Below are 14,171 nucleotides of genomic sequence, written 5' to 3' on the forward strand. Positions count from 1 at the left end.
GAGGTTTTCTCTTTTCGTGAAGCGGTATCGCAGAGCCTGGGCCACAAGCGGAGGTGGCCTTCGATCATTTGACTGACTGCCTTTCTCCGTCGCGGGCAGGATTACCGAGACACCATGAGCGAATCGTTTGCTGAACTTTTTGAAGCCAGTCTGACCGGCGGCCAATCGATGCAGCCGGGCACCATCGTCCGTGCCATCGTGCTGGAGCTGAAACCCGACGTCGTCATCGTCGACGCGGGCCTGAAGTCCGAAGGCGTGATCCCGATCGCAGAGTTCCTCGTCGATGGCGAGCTGAACCTCAATGTCGGCGACGAAGTGGAAGTGGCGCTGGAAACCGTCGAAGACGGCTTCGGCGAAACCAAGTTCAGCAAGGAAAAGGCCGAACGCATCAAGACCTGGGAGCGCCTCACGAAGGCCTTCGAGGGCAAGGAAACCGTCATCGGCATCATCACCGGCAAGGTCAAGGGCGGCTTCACGGTCGACATCGGTACCGTCCGCGCCTTCCTCCCGGGTTCGCTCGTCGACGTTCGCCCGGTTCGCGATACGTCGTATCTGGAAGGCAAGCCGCTCGAGTTCAAGGTCATCAAGCTCGACCGCCTGCGCAACAACGTCGTCGTCAGCCGCCGCGAAGTGCTCGAAGCCGAGTACAGCGCCGAGCGTGACAGCCTGCTGGCCAACCTGCAGGAAGGCATCGTGCTCAAGGGCGTGGTCAAGAACCTCGTCGAGTACGGCGCGTTCGTCGACCTGGGCGGCATCGACGGCCTGCTCCACATCACCGACATGACCTGGAAGCGCATCAAGGATCCGGCGGAAGTCGTGACCGTGGGCCAGGAAATCGAAGTCAAGGTGCTCAAGTACGACCGCGAGCGTCGCCGCGTGTCGCTGGGCCTCAAGCAGCTGGGCGCCGATCCGTGGGTCGACATCGCCCGCCGCTATCCGGAAAAGACCCGCCTGTTCGGCAAGGTCACCAACATCACCGACTACGGCGCGTTCGTCGAAATCGAGCCGGGCGTCGAAGGTCTGGTCCACGTGTCCGAAATGGACTGGACCAACAAGAACATCAACCCGAACAAGGCCGTCACCATCGGCCAGGAAGTCGAGGTCATGATCCTCGACATCGACGGCGAGCGCCGTCGTATCTCCCTGGGCATGAAGCAGTGCGTGCCGAATCCGTGGGAAGAGTTCAGCCAGAACTACCAGAAGGGCGACAAGGTCAGCGGCCAGATCAAGTCGATCACCGACTTCGGCGTGTTCATCGGCCTCAATGGCGGCATCGATGGCCTCGTCCACCTGTCCGACCTCGACTGGAACGACGACGGCACCAACGCCGTTCGCAAGTACAGCAAGGGCATGGAAGTCAACGCCGTGGTGCTGGCGATCGACTCCGCCCGTGAGCGCATCAGCCTGGGCGTCAAGCAGGTTGCGCAGGATCCGCTCACCCAGTTCATGGCCGAGAACACCAAGGGCCAGATCGTCAAGGGCACCGTCAAGGCCGTCGAGGCGCGTGGCGCCCAGATCGAACTCGCCGGTGGCGTCGAGGGCTACATCAAGGCCAACGACCTGTCGCGCGAGCGCGTCGAAGACGCGACCAAGGTGCTCAAGGTCGGCGATACGCTCGAAGCGCGCTTCATCGGCGTGGACCGCAAGAGCCGCATCGTGACCCTTTCGGTCCGCGAGAAGGAGATCCAGGAAGAAGCCGAAGTCGTCGCGGAATACAGCCGCAACGCCTCCACCGGCAAGACCTCCCTGGGCGACCTGCTCAAGGATCAGCTGGGCGGCAGCGGCGAATAAGCTGTCAGCTGTATCTACCCAGAAAGATTGGGAAAAATCGAAGGGCCGCGCTTGCGCGGCCCTTCTTTTTTAACTATCGTTCATGAAGGGGCGGCCATTTATTAACCTTTATGACGAAGTCTGAGCTGATCGAACGTCTGGCTGCGCGACAGACGCATTTGATGCACAAGGATGTGGAGTTGGCGGTCAAGCTCATTCTCGATCGAATCAGCATGGCTCTGGCGCGGCAGGATCGCGCCGAGATCCGCGGCTTCGGCAGCTTTGCCCTGCATCATCGCCCGAGCCGGATCGGCCGCAATCCCAAGACGGGGGAGTCGGTGACGATTCCCGCCAAACACGTGCCGCATTTCAAGCCGGGCAAGGAAATGCGCGAGCGCGTCAACGAAAACGCCGCAGCAGAAGACGCCAAACGCTCCTGAACGGCCTCAACGGCCTTTGACGGGCCCCGGCAGCTCTTCCATCCGGTGATGCGTCGCCGGGCGGTTCGGAACAACGCTGCTCAGACACAAAGGACAGCCCTCATGTACCGAGTCCTGCTCACCGTCCTGCTGCTGGTCGTGCTGTGTGTCGGCGCGGCGGTCGGTTATTTCAATGCCCAGACGATTCGCTTCGACTATCTGGCCGGGCAGGTCGAATTGCCCTTGATCGCCCTCGTGGTCGTCGAGTTCATCCTGGCCGTCCTGCTGACGCTGGTCGTCTGCTCGACGCGCATCGTCTCGCTCAAGTCCGAAGCCCGGCGCCTGCGCCGGCAGCTCGCGGACGCGGAGGCCGAGCTCAAGACCTTGCGCGCCATTCCGATCAACGAATCGCCGCTCAAGGATGGTTGACAGCCTGTCGGTCTGGCTGGTCCTGCCGCTGGGCATCGCCCTGGGCTGGTATCTGCGCGCCCGCGGTCCGGCCGATCCGGCGCAGCCCGCGAGCACCTCGGGCGCTTCGGGGGTTTCGCCGGATGCGCTCGCGGGCATGAGCCATCTGGTCAACGACGATCCGGACCAGGCGGTCGCCTCGCTGCTGCGGGCGACCGAGCTCGACACCCAGGCCGTGGAACTGCATCTGACGCTCGGCAGCCTGTTCCGCAAGCGTGGCGAGCTCGACCGTGCGCTGCGCGTGCACGAGGCCCTGGCCGAACGGGCCCAGCTGACCAGCGAGCAGATGGAGCGCACGCGCTTCGAGCTGGCCCAGGACTACTTCAAGGCCGGCATGATCGATCGCGCCGAGGAGCTGTTCGAGCAGCTCAGCCATCGCGGGCTGTATGCCACGGCGGCGCTCGAGGCGCTGATCTCCGTGCACGAGCAAAGCCGCGAATGGCGGCGCGCGATCGAGGCAAGCCGGCGCCTGCAGGCCGTCGGCGCCCAGCCTCGGCAGCCGGTCATCGCCCAGTACTACTGCGAGCTTGCCGAGCAGGCGCGCATGGGCAAGGACATCGACGAAGCCATTCGTCTCGCCAACCGGGCGCTCGAAGAAGACGGCGGTTGCGTGCGCGCCAACCTGATCCTCGGCCGCATGCAGGAAGAGGCGAAGGATTTTCGCGCCGCGGTCAAGTCGCTGCGCCAGGTGCCCGAGCAGGATTTGCGCTACACGCCTGAAATCGTCGAGCCGCTCATGCGCTGCTCGAAGGAGCTCGGCGAGCTGCCGGCGTTCCTGGACTTCCTGCGCGAGATCGACAGCGAAACCTCGGCGAGCGCGAGCGCTCTGGCCCAAGCTCAGCTCATGCGCGAAACCGGCATGAATCCCGCGCGTTTCCTGGCCGAAACCTTCTCGGCCTCGCCGAATTGGGCATTGCTCGAACAGCTGCTGTCTTCGATCGAGCCGCCGGCCGATGAGACCTCCGCCGTGGCGATGAACAACCTGCGCGAAGCGCTCAAGACCGCGGCAGCCGCTCGCAACCGCTACCGCTGCACGAGTTGCGGGCTCGCGCCGGGCCTGCTGTTCTGGCAGTGCCCCTCGTGCAAGCAGTGGGGAAGCGTCATTCCGGCTGACGATCGGCTGATTCCGAAAGCAGGCTAGGCCGCCCGCTCACACTCAGTACGCGCCAGCAATCTCGCCGCCGCCCAGGCATTCCTGGCCGTCGTAAAGCACGCAGAACTGCCCCGCTGCGATCGCGCGCTGGTCCTGTTCGAAGCTCACCTGCACGCCGCCGTCCTCGTTGATTCGGACCGAGCAGGCCTGCAGAACCTGCCGATGGCGGATGCGCGCATGCAGGCGCTCGGGCAGCGGCGAGGGCTGGCGTATCCATTCGAACGGCAAGGTCGTGAGCCGCTTCGACATCAGCAGCGGATGCGCCCCATCCTGCGAGACGCGCAGCACGTTGTTCGGCTGGTCCTTGGCGACGACGAACCATGGCGCTTCGCGCGCCCCGCGCACCCCGCCGATCGCCAGGCCCTTGCGCTGGCCGAGCGTGTAGTACATGAGCCCCTGATGCTGGCCGACGACGGTGCCGGTGTCGTCGATCATCGGGCCCGGATTCGGCTTCAAATAGTTCTGCAGGAAACTGCGGAACTCGCGCTCGCCGATGAAGCAGATGCCGGTCGAATCCTTCTTGCGATGGTTCGGCAGCCCGGCCCTGGCGGCCAGCGCACGCACCTCGGGCTTGGTGAGCCCGCCGAGCGGGAACAGCACTTTCTCGAACTGCCGGCGCGCGACGAGGGCCAGGAAATAGGTCTGGTCCTTGTCTTCGGTGACCGAGCGCAGCAGGCGAGGGCCGTCGGCCGCGTGATCGAGCTGCGCGTAATGGCCGGTGGCGACGAAGTCGGCTCCGAGCCTCAGCGCGTGCTCGCGAAACGGCTGGAACTTGACCTCGCGATTGCACAGCAGATCGGGGTTCGGGGTCTTGCCGGCCGCGTAATCGGCGAGGAAGCGATCGAACACGCGCTGGCGGTATTCGGCCGAAAAATCGACGCGGTGCAGCGGAATCTCGAGTTCCTCGCAGACCGCCCGCGCATCCTGGAAATCGTCGGCCGAGCTGCAATAGCCCTCTTCGTCCTCGGTCCAGTTGACCATGAACAGGCCCGAGACGCGGTAGCCCTGCTGCTTGAGCAGCCAGGCCGAGACGGCCGAATCGACGCCTCCGGACAAGCCCACGACCACATGCGGTGCTGCGCTCACGAGCGGCTCAGCGTGGCGAAAGGTGCCGGATCAGCGACAGCGGGTAGAGCTGGCCGGCCCGGTAGTCGTCGATGCAGGTCAGCACCGACGGGCTGCGCAGGTGCGGCGTCTGCTGCACGACTTCGTCGTAGCTGAGCCAGACGGCGCGCTCGATGCCGGAATCGAGCGCCCGCTCGGGGTGATGCCGGAGCGCGGTCGCCGCGAACGCGAAGCGCACGAACGGGTAGGCAAGGCCTTCGGGCTGCCATTCGTAGATGCCGAGAAACGCGGTCGGTTCGACGTCCCAGCCCGATTCCTCCACGGTCTCGCGAATCGCGCCTTCGATGAGCGTCTCACCGGGCTCCCAATGCCCGGCCGGCTGGTTCAGCACGAGCTCGCCGGCGATGCGTTCTTCGACGAGCAGGAAGCGGCCTTCGCGCTCGACGATGGTCGCGACGACGATGTGTGGCATCCAGTCCGGATTCGTGGCCGGCATTACTGCGAAACCTCCTGCACGGCCTCGACGGCGGGCGATTCCATCTGGCCCTTGCGGCGGATGTGGTAGTAGCCCTGGTTGTCCGCGGCGCCGAGCGTGCGCAGCATGTTCACGAGCTGGGGCGGCGCATCGGCCTTGGCGCGGATCTGCAGGTGCAGGTCGTAGCTGCGGTCGGCGTGCAGCGCCGCTTCGCCTGAGGCATCGAGCGGGCCGCCGAGCGTCTTGATCCTGGCGGCCAGGCCTTCGTCGGACGGCACCACCTCGGCCTGGAAGTCGCCGATCATCAGGGGCTCGCGGCCGAGCTTCCACGACAGCCGGTTGAGCGTCAGCGAGCCCTGTGCCTGGGTCGGAAAACCGTCGTCGAGCACGAGCTTCTGCGCGTCGAGGCCGAGCTGGCCGTCGATCGGCAAAAACAGCTTGAGGGCCGCCAGCAGCGGTTTGACCGAACCGCTCGCGCGCAGGTCCGACAGGCGCACGCCGCCGGTGATCGGCAGCGCCGCGTGGCCTTCGAGCACCAGGCCGTCGCCGCTGCCCGAAAAATCGAAGGCGGCGCGGCCGATCAGCAGCTGCCAGGCGCTCATCGTCCAGCGCAGGTCGCGCACCGCGGTTTCGCCGCGCACGACGACACCGGCCGCCGAACCCTGCTTGGGCGTTCCCGCGATGCCGAGCAATTCGACCGGCGAGCCTTCGGGCCTGAGGTAGCCGTAGACCACCGCCAGCGGGGCGTACATCACCAGCGCGTAGAGAAAGACCAGCACGCCCAGCAGAATCGGCCAGCGCTTCTTCATCCGTTGTTCCGGGTCAGCGACAGGCGGGCGTCGACGAGGCCGACGCTGGGCTGGGCTTCGATGTCGAGCGATTGCACGGCGATGCCGTAGCGCGTCTGCAGGTCGGCGAGCCAGCGCACGAGGTTGTCGAACGGCACGTCGTCGAACCAGATCTTCACTTCGCGATCGCCTTCGGGCTGCAGGCGTTCGGGCGCCTTGCCGAGCGAGCCGGTCTTGGTCGACTGATCGACCGCCGCGAGCAGCGACATGCTGCGGCCCAGCTGCGCGCCGCCGGCCTTGCGTGCGGCACCACTGACGGCGACCGCCGCCGCCTCGAGGCGCGTGGCGAGTGCGCGCGAGGAATCGAGCGCCTCGATCCGGTTGCGATGGGCCTTGGCGAGCGGCTCGACGATGCCCAGATAGATGACGGTGAGCAGCAGGGCGATGCCGCCGGCGACGACGATCCAGCGTTCGCGCGCCGTCAGCGCCTCGAAGCGCGTGCGTCCCTGCAGCAGCAGATCCTGGAGTTGTTGATTGGCCATGCGCGCTCGGGAAGTCTCTCAGACCGGGGTGAGCTTGACGCGCACCTGCACGCCTTCGGCGCCCGCGTCGGCGGACTGCACTTCGAGTGTCGCCGCGCGCTGCGAGGCGAACCACTCGCGCAGCCGCTCGACGACCTGAAGATCGGACGCCTTCATCGCCACGAACAGGGCGCCGTCGCGGAACTGCACATTCTGCAGCTTGAGTCCCTGGTTCGCGCCGACCGCCTGCGTCATCACTTCCATGAGCGGGAAGACGCCCGTATCCTGGCCCGCGCCCTTGAGCGCGCGCATCTGCTGGTCGAGCTGCACCTGAAGATCGACGATGCGGGTTTCGCTCGGGAACAGCGCCTGGAAGCGGGCGAGGTTGGCTTGGTCCTGCGCGGCGAGCTGCTGGCCGAGCCGCCAGGTTTCGATGCCGTAGATCGTCGCCGACAGCGCGATGGCGACGACCGCGAGAATCGCGGCGGCGCGCCAGGGTTTCCAGTAGCGATCCAGATCCTGCCGCTGCGAATACGCGCCCTGCAGCAGATTGACCGTCTGCGACAGCTGCAGATGCTGGGCGAAAGCTTCGAGCGGCCAGTGATAGCCCGGCAGCAGTTCGAGCGGCCAGTCGATGCGGCTGTAGTCGAGGCCGGTGCTGCTGAGCGTGAGCAGGCGCAAGGAGCGGCTCTTGTCCGGATCGCCCATCAGCAGGTAGCTCGTGAGGTCGTCCGGCGCGCAATAAAAGCCCGAGTACGGCGCATTGCGCACGACGACCTGCTCGGCCTCGCACAGCGCGCTCCAGCGGTGCTGGTCGTTGTCCCAGGGCAGCGCCAGCGTGTCCGGCACCAGCGCTTCGAGACGCAGGCCGCGCTCGCGAAACGGAGCGGTCCAGGCCTGCATGAGATCGTTGGCGACCACGGCCACCGGATGACTGCCATCGGCCTGACGCGGGCCGAGCGCGAAGTGCAGGGTGTCGATGTCTTCCGCGAGCTGTTCTTCGAGCTGGTACGGCGCGGCCTGCAGCACCTTGGACGCCTGCCGGGTGGGCACCGTAACCGAGGTCAGGCGCACGTCGGCGCCCGGCACGAACACGATGAGCCGGCGATTGGCGGCCTGCTGCAAGGCGGCTTCGAGCGTGCCGTGCTCCACGCCGTTCAGACCCGGACGGTCGGCGGCGGCGACGGCGAACTCCACCGGAGCCGCGATCAGCGCGTCGAGCGGCACGCCCGAGGGCAGGCGAATATAGAGAATCTCTCGCACGCGGCTGAGTCGGTAGGGTTGATCGATGGACGTGAGGTTCTGCAGCTGCACTACTCGCTGTCCGTGCTGCGCATCAGCACCAGCGGGGCGCCTTGGGTTGGGCGATAGTACAGGCTGTATATTGCCACATGAGAATTACCGATATTCACGTTGGCGCGGAGCTGGAAAAACTGGCTTCCGGTGCCGAGCATGCCGATATCCACGTCGTTGCCGGTGAGTGCCCCGCTGTTGGTCAGCTCGCCGATATTCTCGACCGGCTTTTCGGTGCGGCTACGAATGAATTCCTCGAGCAGCGGGCTGGGCTGGGCGGCGAGCGCACGCAGCACCGGCTCCGGCGCGGTGTTGACGTTGATCGTCGTTCTGACCGGCAAGGCTGAAACATAAGGCAGCAGCGCCTGATAGATCTCGGGCGTCACGCCCTTGACGGCCATCAGCTCGGTGACGCTCGTCATCGGCCGGTTCGCGGCCCGGTACGGGGGCTGTCCGCTCTGGCGGTTGTTGCCGAGGTACTCGTTGTCCTCGGCGCCATCGTAGGGCGTCGGATTCTGATCGCGGTCGACCCAATCCTTGATCGCTTCGGAGATCGGGCGGGCCTGGGCCGGTTCGATCTCGAGCTGCTCGAACAGCCGGATGAAGACGGTCTGCCATTTCTTGAACGCCGCCTCGTTGTCCTGGCCCGCCGCGTCGGCGAAGCCGAAGTTGTTGAGGTTGAAGCGTCCCTGCATGTCGACGATCTGCCCGGCCAGGAAGCCGTTCTCGATCGGCAGGCCGGCGACTGGCTGCGCCCAGATATCGCTCAGGGCATCGAACTTGTTCATGCGCGCATCGCGCTGGAGGATGCCCTTGACCCAGGCCTCGACGCCGGTCGCGTACCACCAGGCTTTTTCGGTCTCCTGCAGTGTCGAGGTGCGCTGGATGCTCATGCTGCCGGCCGACAGGATCGCGGTCGCCGCGATCACGGCGAGCGAGACGATCAGGATCGCGGTGATCAGCGCGATGCCGCGTTGGCGATCGGGACTATTCACCGCCGCCTCCGTTGCCCGTATCGCCGTCACCCGGCCTGCTACCGCTGCCGCCACCGCCTTCGCCTCCGCCGTCTCCCGAGTCGTTTCCACCGGGGGGAGGCGGTGGCGGTTGTCCCTGCGGGTTGGCGTTCGCCGGTAGAGGCTCGGCGCCCGGCTTGAACAGGAAGCGCAGCTCGCCGAGGTCGGCGGTCACGAGCGTGATCTCGATCGCCAGCGGCGGCGGGGTGTCGCGCTGCGATTGCGAGCCATCGGCGGATTGCGGCGATGGCTGCTGCAAATCCTGCTGCGGCCACTGGTCGACCCATTCGCGCCCCTGGTCCATGTAGCGCAGCCGCAGTTCCTTGACCTTGTCGAGCAGCACCGTGCGCACCGGCTCGCTGTCCTGCGCGCGATCGAGCACGCGATAGCTCGCGCGCTGCAGCTTGTCGCCGTCGAGCGCGTAGGTGACCCGCTCCAGGCTGCCGCGCTTGAGGAACAGCGGGTTGCGCCAGCCTCCGCGCGTGAGTTCGACGACCTGCTCGCGCGCCCCGCGGATCGACGGCTGCACGTCACCGAAGTTGTCGCGGATCGGGCGCGGGACGTAGTTCTGGAAGTCCGAGCGCATGCGCATGTAGGCCTTCTGCAGGTCGGCCGTACGCTGCATCGAGGCCTCGATCGAGACGCGCGTCTTGAGCACGCTGTTGAGTCCGCCGTACGCCATCGCCGCCATGATGCTGAAGATCAGCACCACCAGAATGACTTCGATCAGCGTGAAGCCGCGGCTGCGCGAACGGCGCATCGAAGCGTTCATCGGGTGACGAAGCTCGTCAGCGAGGCGAGCACCGCGTTGCCCTTGGGATCGTCGGGCGCGATCACGTCGACATCGATGCGGCGCAGGTTGTCGTCCTGCGTCGGCGTCACCGTGGCCCGCCACTTCCATTCGATGCCGGCCATTTTGGCCTTGCCGTCGGTCTTGCCGACCGAAGGCCAGGCCTGATCGAGCGCGAACTCGGTGAGCCGGTTGTGCGCCACCCACAAGGCGACGGTCTTCTGCCGCAGATAGCCTGCATTGGACGCGTAGCGCGACATGCCCGATATCACCGCGCTGAGCGCCAGCGCGAGCACCGCGACGGCGACCAGCACCTCGACGAGCGTGAAGCCCCGGTCGCGCGCGGCGGCAGGCGGACGGAGGCGCTTCAAGAGCGCGCCTGCTGCCGTTCGAGCTTGCAACGGCTCAGGACGTCGCATTCGAGACGGTAGTACGCCGGATAGTTCTTGAGCTTGAGATCGATGGCGAACTCCGAGGCGTCGCCGCTCGACAGCAGGAACACCTGCGGCTTGGGCCGGTTCTTCGGAGAGGCGTTCAAGTCGAGCTCGGCGTCGCTCTTTTCCTTCTCCTTCCGGTCCTGCTCGGCCAGCTCGCGCTCTTTGGCACGGTCGACCTCGATCGGCTTGACCTTCTGCCCCTCGACCCAGAGTTCGAGATAGAACGGCTCGGCGATCTGCCGCGGGCGCAGAATCCCTTCGCCGATCGGCTGCCAGAGACCCTGGTTGTCCTGCGCGAGGAATTCGAAGCCTTCGGTGGTCGAGCGGATGCCGATCTCCACGCCTTGCACCTGCGCGGTTTCGGCCGCGTAGGCGACGAGCTGTTCGAGGCGCTTGGATTCGTTCTGCAGCCGATCGTCGACCGAGCGATTGCCGATCGACAGGCTCGCGAAGGTGGCGAGGATGCCGATGATCAGCACCACCACCATGACTTCGATCAGCGTGAAGCCGCGCTGTTTGTGGAACGGCGCGATGGAAACGATCCGCTCACGATCAGCTGACGAGTCGAGCGCCATCCCTGGCGCGGCTTCGGTCTGTTTTACTGGCCCCGGCCCGGCCATCCGTGGCCGGGCTTTCGACGACGCTGAAACCTTCGGTTTCAAAGCGCGTCGTCTCAACCACCGAGATCCCAGTTGCCGATGTCGGCCGCAGCCCCTTCGCCGCCCGGACGGTTGTCGGAGCCGAGCGAGAAGATGTCGACCTCGCCCTTCACGCCGGGCGAGAGGTACTGATAGGCATTGCCCCAGGGGTCGTTCGGCAGCTTGGCGACGTAGCCGCCTTGCTTCCAGTTCTTGGCGGCCGGCTCGCCGGAGGGCGGGGCGACCAGGGCTTCGAGGCCTTGCTGCGTGGTCGGATAGACGAAGTTGTCGAGCTTGTAGAGGTTCAGCGAGGACTCGAGCACGCGAATGTCCTGCTTTGCCTTGGCGATGCGGGCGTCATCGGGCCTGTTCATAATGCGGGGCACCACGACGGCCGCCAGAATGCCCAGGATGACCACGACGACCATGATCTCGATGAGCGTGAAGCCCCGCGAGAACGCGGCAGCGGTAGCGGACGGGCGAAGCGCGGCGGGCGCTCTGGAAAGGGTTCGCATGATCGGTAAGGCCTTGTGAGGTTGCGGGAAAAGTCGCAACAAAGACGCGGGATGATAGCAAACGCATCTGACAGCGCTGAGACCGCTTCGTTCGCGCCTCAGAACTGGTTCGCTCCCTTGATTCTGATGTTGATTCTGCTCGGCACCGAATGCCTCGGCGACTTCGGGCGGCAGTGGCTTTCGTACGATCGCGCCGAGCTCGCCCAGGGACAATGGTGGCGCCTGCTGACCGGCAATTTCGTTCACCTGGGCTGGTATCACTGGATGCTCAACGAGATCGGCCTGGCCGTGCTCGTGCTGCTGTGTCCGCAGCCCCTTTCGATCGCCGTGCTGGCCCGGCGCGTCGCCTTCATCGGCATCGTGATGTCCGGGTGCCTTTACGTTTTCTCCCGTACGCTGGAAAACTATGTCGGTATGTCGGGCGTGATCCACGGCCTGTTCGTGCTGGGCCTGCTGCCCCAGGTATTCAGGCGCGACCTGATCAGCCTCGGGTGCCTAGTGTTCCTGCTCGGCAAGCTGGGCTACGAGCAGATCGCGGGCGCGCCGCTTTCGGACGAGGCCGCGATCGGAGGTTTCGTGGCGACGGATTCGCATTTTTTCGGGGCGCTCGCGGCATTTGCGTATGCGCTGATTTTCCGCACCTGGAACCGCATCGAACGCATCGGTTCGTAACGAGCCGAAACTTTGAAGCACCAAGCAACCGGGCGACGCCGCCCGCACATGGAGAGAAGTCCGCAATGAAGTACGCCTTGCTGTTTCCGGGCCAGGGCTCGCAAGCGGTCGGCATGCTCGGCAAGCATCCGCTCGCCGATCTGGAGCCGACGTATCGCGAAGCCTCCGAAATCCTGGGCTGGGATCTGCTCAAGCTCGTGCAGGAAGGCCCTGCCGAAGAGCTCAACCGCACCGAGCGCACGCAGCCCGCGCTGCTCGCCGCGAGCATCGCGTTGTTTCGCGTCTGGCAGCGCCAGGAGCCGCCGTCCGCGAGCGCCTACGCGGGCCACAGCCTCGGCGAGTACACGGCTCTGGTGGCGGCCGGCAGCCTCAAGTTCGCCGACGCGCTCAAGCTCGTCGAACTGCGCGGCCAGCTCATGCAGGCCGCGGTTCCGGCCGGCACCGGCGGCATGGCGGCCGTGCTGGGCCTCGACGACGACAAGATCGAAGCGCTCTGCAAGCGCTATCCGGGTTCCGAAGTGCTCGAGCCGGTCAACTACAACTCGCCGGGCCAGGTCGTGGTCGCCGGCGAGACCGCCGCGCTCGACTGGCTGCAGGCCAACGGCAAGGCCAATGGCGCCAAGCTCATCAAGCGCCTGCCGGTGTCGGTGCCTTCGCATTGCTCGCTGATGCGCGAGGCCGCCGACAAGCTCGCCGAACGGCTCGCCAGCACCGATATCCAGGCGCCGGCGATTCCGGTCTATCACAACCTCGACGCGGCGCCGCGCAGCACGGCGGACGAGATTCGCGTGGCCCTTCGCGAGCAGCTGTTCAAGCCGGTGCGCTGGACGCAGACGATCCTCGCGCTGCACGCGGCCGGCATCGGCGCGTACTTCGAGTGCGGCCCGGGTTCGGTGCTCGCGGGCCTGAACAAGCGCATCGTCGATGGCCTGCAGTCGCAGGCGCTCGAAGATCCGGCCGCGCTGGTCGCCGCACTGTCACTGGCCCGCAGTTGAGCGCAACCCTGAAAAATCCCAAGGAAGCACGATGAAATTCGAAGGAAACGTGGCGCTCGTGACGGGCGCCAGCCGCGGTATCGGCAAGGCCATCGCTGAACGCCTGGCCCAGGGCGGCGCGAAGGTGATCGGCACCGCGACGAGCGAAGCCGGTGCGGCCGCGATCGACGCCTGGCTCAAGCCGCTCGGCGGTCAAGGGCGCCTGCTCAACGTGAAAGACGGCGCCGCCGCCGCGGCGCTCGTCGGCGACATCGAAAAGACCGTCGGGCCGATCGCGATCCTCGTCAACAACGCCGGCATCACGCGCGACACGCTCGCGCTGCGGCTCAAGGACGAAGACTGGAACGACGTCGTCGAGACCAATCTTTCCGCCGTGTTCCGCATGAGCAAGCTCGTCATGCGCAGCATGATGAAGGCACGCTACGGCCGCATCATCAGCATCGGTTCGGTGGTCGGCGCGACCGGCAACGCGGGGCAGGCGAACTACGCCGCGGCCAAGGCCGGGCTCGTCGGCATGTCGAAGGCGCTCGCGGCGGAACTCGGCTCGCGCAACGTTACCGTCAACGTGGTCGCGCCGGGTTTCATCGAGACCGACATGACCCACAGCCTGCCCGAAGACGTCAAAACCAAGCTGCTCGAGCGCATCACGCTTCAGCGCCTCGGATCGGCGGAAGAGGTGGCATCCGCCGTCGCATTTCTTGCATCATCGGAAGCCGGCTACATCACCGGCCATACGCTACACGTCAACGGCGGAATGTTCATGGGGTAGAATGGCCGCGCACCGCGGTTGGCTATTCGGCCAGTCGGTGGTTGCGCCGCAATGCTTCCCGTACACTAGTTCATCGTTGTCTCTTAATTTCGTCAGACCCCAGAGAGGGAGTTTTCATGAGCAGCTTGGAAGAAAAGGTCAAGAAAATCATTGCGGAGCAGCTGTCCGTGGCTGAAGATCAGATCACGCCGACGGCTTCTTTCGTCGAAGATCTGGGGGCCGATTCGCTCGACACCGTCGAACTCGTCATGGCCCTCGAAGAAGAGTTCGAAATCGATATCCCGGATGAAGAAGCCGAGAAGATCGTGACGTTCCAGGACGTCCTCACGTACATCAAAACGCACACCAACCAGCAGGCCTGATCGGGCTTCGCTGCACAAACCCACTTCC

18 protein-coding genes are annotated in these 14,171 nt (G+C 65.6%); 8 read left to right on the top strand and 10 right to left on the bottom strand.

What is annotated here, in order from left to right; genetic code table 11:
- Positions 1-114: 114 nt before the first annotated feature.
- The 4 genes from rpsA to lapB all read left to right on the top strand — a co-directional run bounded on the left by rpsA (position 115) and on the right by lapB (position 3,798).
- A complete protein-coding gene (rpsA, locus tag AC3WUM_RS16015; protein WP_492411306.1) occupies positions 115-1,791 on the top strand; it encodes a 30S ribosomal protein S1 in 1,677 nt (558 codons plus the stop codon).
- Positions 1,792-1,901: 110 nt separating this feature from the next.
- Complete coding sequence (locus AC3WUM_RS16020) at positions 1,902-2,210, top strand: integration host factor subunit beta (protein ID WP_492411307.1); 309 nt, start codon at positions 1,902-1,904, stop codon at positions 2,208-2,210.
- Between the two features lie 102 nt (positions 2,211-2,312).
- Positions 2,313-2,618: a LapA family protein gene (locus AC3WUM_RS16025; protein WP_492411308.1), complete on the top strand. Its 306-nt coding sequence runs from the start codon at positions 2,313-2,315 to the stop codon at positions 2,616-2,618.
- Positions 2,611-3,798, top strand: coding sequence for a lipopolysaccharide assembly protein LapB (lapB, locus tag AC3WUM_RS16030; protein WP_492411309.1), 1,188 nt, complete (start codon positions 2,611-2,613; stop codon positions 3,796-3,798). The genes AC3WUM_RS16025 and lapB overlap by 8 nt, the downstream gene beginning before the upstream one ends.
- A 15-nt stretch (positions 3,799-3,813) precedes the next feature.
- Here the strand turns inward: lapB and mnmA are convergent, their stop codons facing one another.
- The 10 genes from mnmA to gspG form a co-directional block, all read right to left on the bottom strand.
- Complete coding sequence (mnmA, locus tag AC3WUM_RS16035; protein WP_492411310.1) at positions 3,814-4,896, bottom strand: tRNA 2-thiouridine(34) synthase MnmA; 1,083 nt, start codon at positions 4,894-4,896, stop codon at positions 3,814-3,816.
- Positions 4,897-4,903: 7 nt separating this feature from the next.
- Positions 4,904-5,371 carry an NUDIX hydrolase gene (locus tag AC3WUM_RS16040; RefSeq protein ID WP_492411311.1) on the bottom strand — a complete coding sequence of 156 codons (468 nt, stop codon included), beginning with the start codon at positions 5,369-5,371 and terminating at the stop codon, positions 4,904-4,906.
- Positions 5,371-6,159, bottom strand: a complete 789-nt coding sequence (locus AC3WUM_RS16045) for a type II secretion system protein N (protein ID WP_492411312.1) — start codon at positions 6,157-6,159, stop codon at positions 5,371-5,373. Before AC3WUM_RS16045 ends, AC3WUM_RS16040 begins: the two co-directional genes overlap by 1 nt.
- The gene (locus AC3WUM_RS16050; RefSeq protein WP_492411313.1) at positions 6,156-6,680 is read right to left on the bottom strand and encodes a type II secretion system protein M; all 525 of its coding nucleotides are present in this window, start codon (positions 6,678-6,680) and stop codon (positions 6,156-6,158) included. Before AC3WUM_RS16050 ends, AC3WUM_RS16045 begins: the two co-directional genes overlap by 4 nt.
- 18 nt (positions 6,681-6,698) lie before the next feature.
- The gene (gene gspL / locus AC3WUM_RS16055; protein WP_492411314.1) at positions 6,699-7,973 is read right to left on the bottom strand and encodes a type II secretion system protein GspL; all 1,275 of its coding nucleotides are present in this window, start codon (positions 7,971-7,973) and stop codon (positions 6,699-6,701) included.
- Positions 7,973-8,947 (bottom strand): type II secretion system minor pseudopilin GspK, encoded by a 975-nt coding sequence (gspK, locus tag AC3WUM_RS16060; protein ID WP_492411315.1) that lies wholly within the window; start codon positions 8,945-8,947, stop codon positions 7,973-7,975. Before gspK ends, gspL begins: the two co-directional genes overlap by 1 nt.
- Complete coding sequence (gspJ, locus tag AC3WUM_RS16065) at positions 8,940-9,737, bottom strand: type II secretion system minor pseudopilin GspJ (RefSeq protein ID WP_492411316.1); 798 nt, start codon at positions 9,735-9,737, stop codon at positions 8,940-8,942. The genes gspK and gspJ overlap by 8 nt, the downstream gene beginning before the upstream one ends.
- On the bottom strand, positions 9,734-10,126 hold the full coding sequence (gene gspI, locus AC3WUM_RS16070) for a type II secretion system minor pseudopilin GspI (RefSeq protein WP_492411317.1): 393 nt from the start codon (positions 10,124-10,126) through the stop codon (positions 9,734-9,736). Before gspI ends, gspJ begins: the two co-directional genes overlap by 4 nt.
- Positions 10,123-10,767 carry a type II secretion system minor pseudopilin GspH gene (gene gspH, locus AC3WUM_RS16075; protein WP_492411318.1) on the bottom strand — a complete coding sequence of 215 codons (645 nt, stop codon included), beginning with the start codon at positions 10,765-10,767 and terminating at the stop codon, positions 10,123-10,125. Before gspH ends, gspI begins: the two co-directional genes overlap by 4 nt.
- A 98-nt stretch (positions 10,768-10,865) precedes the next feature.
- The gene (gene gspG, locus AC3WUM_RS16080; protein ID WP_492411319.1) at positions 10,866-11,345 is read right to left on the bottom strand and encodes a type II secretion system major pseudopilin GspG; all 480 of its coding nucleotides are present in this window, start codon (positions 11,343-11,345) and stop codon (positions 10,866-10,868) included.
- Positions 11,346-11,366: 21 nt separating this feature from the next.
- Here gspG and rrtA point away from each other — a divergent pair, with 21 nt between their 5' ends.
- From rrtA to acpP, 4 genes are all read left to right on the top strand, one after another.
- Complete coding sequence (rrtA, locus tag AC3WUM_RS16085) at positions 11,367-12,017, top strand: rhombosortase (RefSeq protein WP_492411320.1); 651 nt, start codon at positions 11,367-11,369, stop codon at positions 12,015-12,017.
- A gap of 65 nt (positions 12,018-12,082) precedes the next feature.
- Positions 12,083-13,012: an ACP S-malonyltransferase gene (gene fabD / locus AC3WUM_RS16090; protein WP_492411321.1), complete on the top strand. Its 930-nt coding sequence runs from the start codon at positions 12,083-12,085 to the stop codon at positions 13,010-13,012.
- A gap of 31 nt (positions 13,013-13,043) precedes the next feature.
- The gene (gene fabG, locus AC3WUM_RS16095) at positions 13,044-13,781 is read left to right on the top strand and encodes a 3-oxoacyl-ACP reductase FabG (RefSeq protein ID WP_492411322.1); all 738 of its coding nucleotides are present in this window, start codon (positions 13,044-13,046) and stop codon (positions 13,779-13,781) included.
- Between the two features lie 116 nt (positions 13,782-13,897).
- Positions 13,898-14,143, top strand: coding sequence for an acyl carrier protein (acpP, locus tag AC3WUM_RS16100; RefSeq protein WP_007187010.1), 246 nt, complete (start codon positions 13,898-13,900; stop codon positions 14,141-14,143).
- Positions 14,144-14,171: the final 28 nt, after the last annotated feature.

This window comes from Hydrocarboniphaga sp. FW305-C-57 (assembly GCF_058783045.1).

Coding starts and splice junctions, on each gene's coding strand:
- rpsA (WP_492411306.1), top strand. CDS start 115: ATGAGCGAATCGTTTGCTGAACTTTTTGAAGCCAGTCTGACCGGCGGC.
- AC3WUM_RS16020 (WP_492411307.1), top strand. CDS start 1,902: ATGACGAAGTCTGAGCTGATCGAACGTCTGGCTGCGCGACAGACGCAT.
- AC3WUM_RS16025 (WP_492411308.1), top strand. CDS start 2,313: ATGTACCGAGTCCTGCTCACCGTCCTGCTGCTGGTCGTGCTGTGTGTC.
- lapB (WP_492411309.1), top strand. CDS start 2,611: ATGGTTGACAGCCTGTCGGTCTGGCTGGTCCTGCCGCTGGGCATCGCC.
- AC3WUM_RS16040 (WP_492411311.1), bottom strand. CDS start 5,371: ATGCCGGCCACGAATCCGGACTGGATGCCACACATCGTCGTCGCGACC.
- AC3WUM_RS16045 (WP_492411312.1), bottom strand. CDS start 6,159: ATGAAGAAGCGCTGGCCGATTCTGCTGGGCGTGCTGGTCTTTCTCTAC.
- AC3WUM_RS16050 (WP_492411313.1), bottom strand. CDS start 6,680: ATGGCCAATCAACAACTCCAGGATCTGCTGCTGCAGGGACGCACGCGC.
- gspJ (WP_492411316.1), bottom strand. CDS start 9,737: ATGAACGCTTCGATGCGCCGTTCGCGCAGCCGCGGCTTCACGCTGATC.
- gspH (WP_492411318.1), bottom strand. CDS start 10,767: ATGGCGCTCGACTCGTCAGCTGATCGTGAGCGGATCGTTTCCATCGCG.
- gspG (WP_492411319.1), bottom strand. CDS start 11,345: ATGCGAACCCTTTCCAGAGCGCCCGCCGCGCTTCGCCCGTCCGCTACC.
- fabD (WP_492411321.1), top strand. CDS start 12,083: ATGAAGTACGCCTTGCTGTTTCCGGGCCAGGGCTCGCAAGCGGTCGGC.
- fabG (WP_492411322.1), top strand. CDS start 13,044: ATGAAATTCGAAGGAAACGTGGCGCTCGTGACGGGCGCCAGCCGCGGT.
- acpP (WP_007187010.1), top strand. CDS start 13,898: ATGAGCAGCTTGGAAGAAAAGGTCAAGAAAATCATTGCGGAGCAGCTG.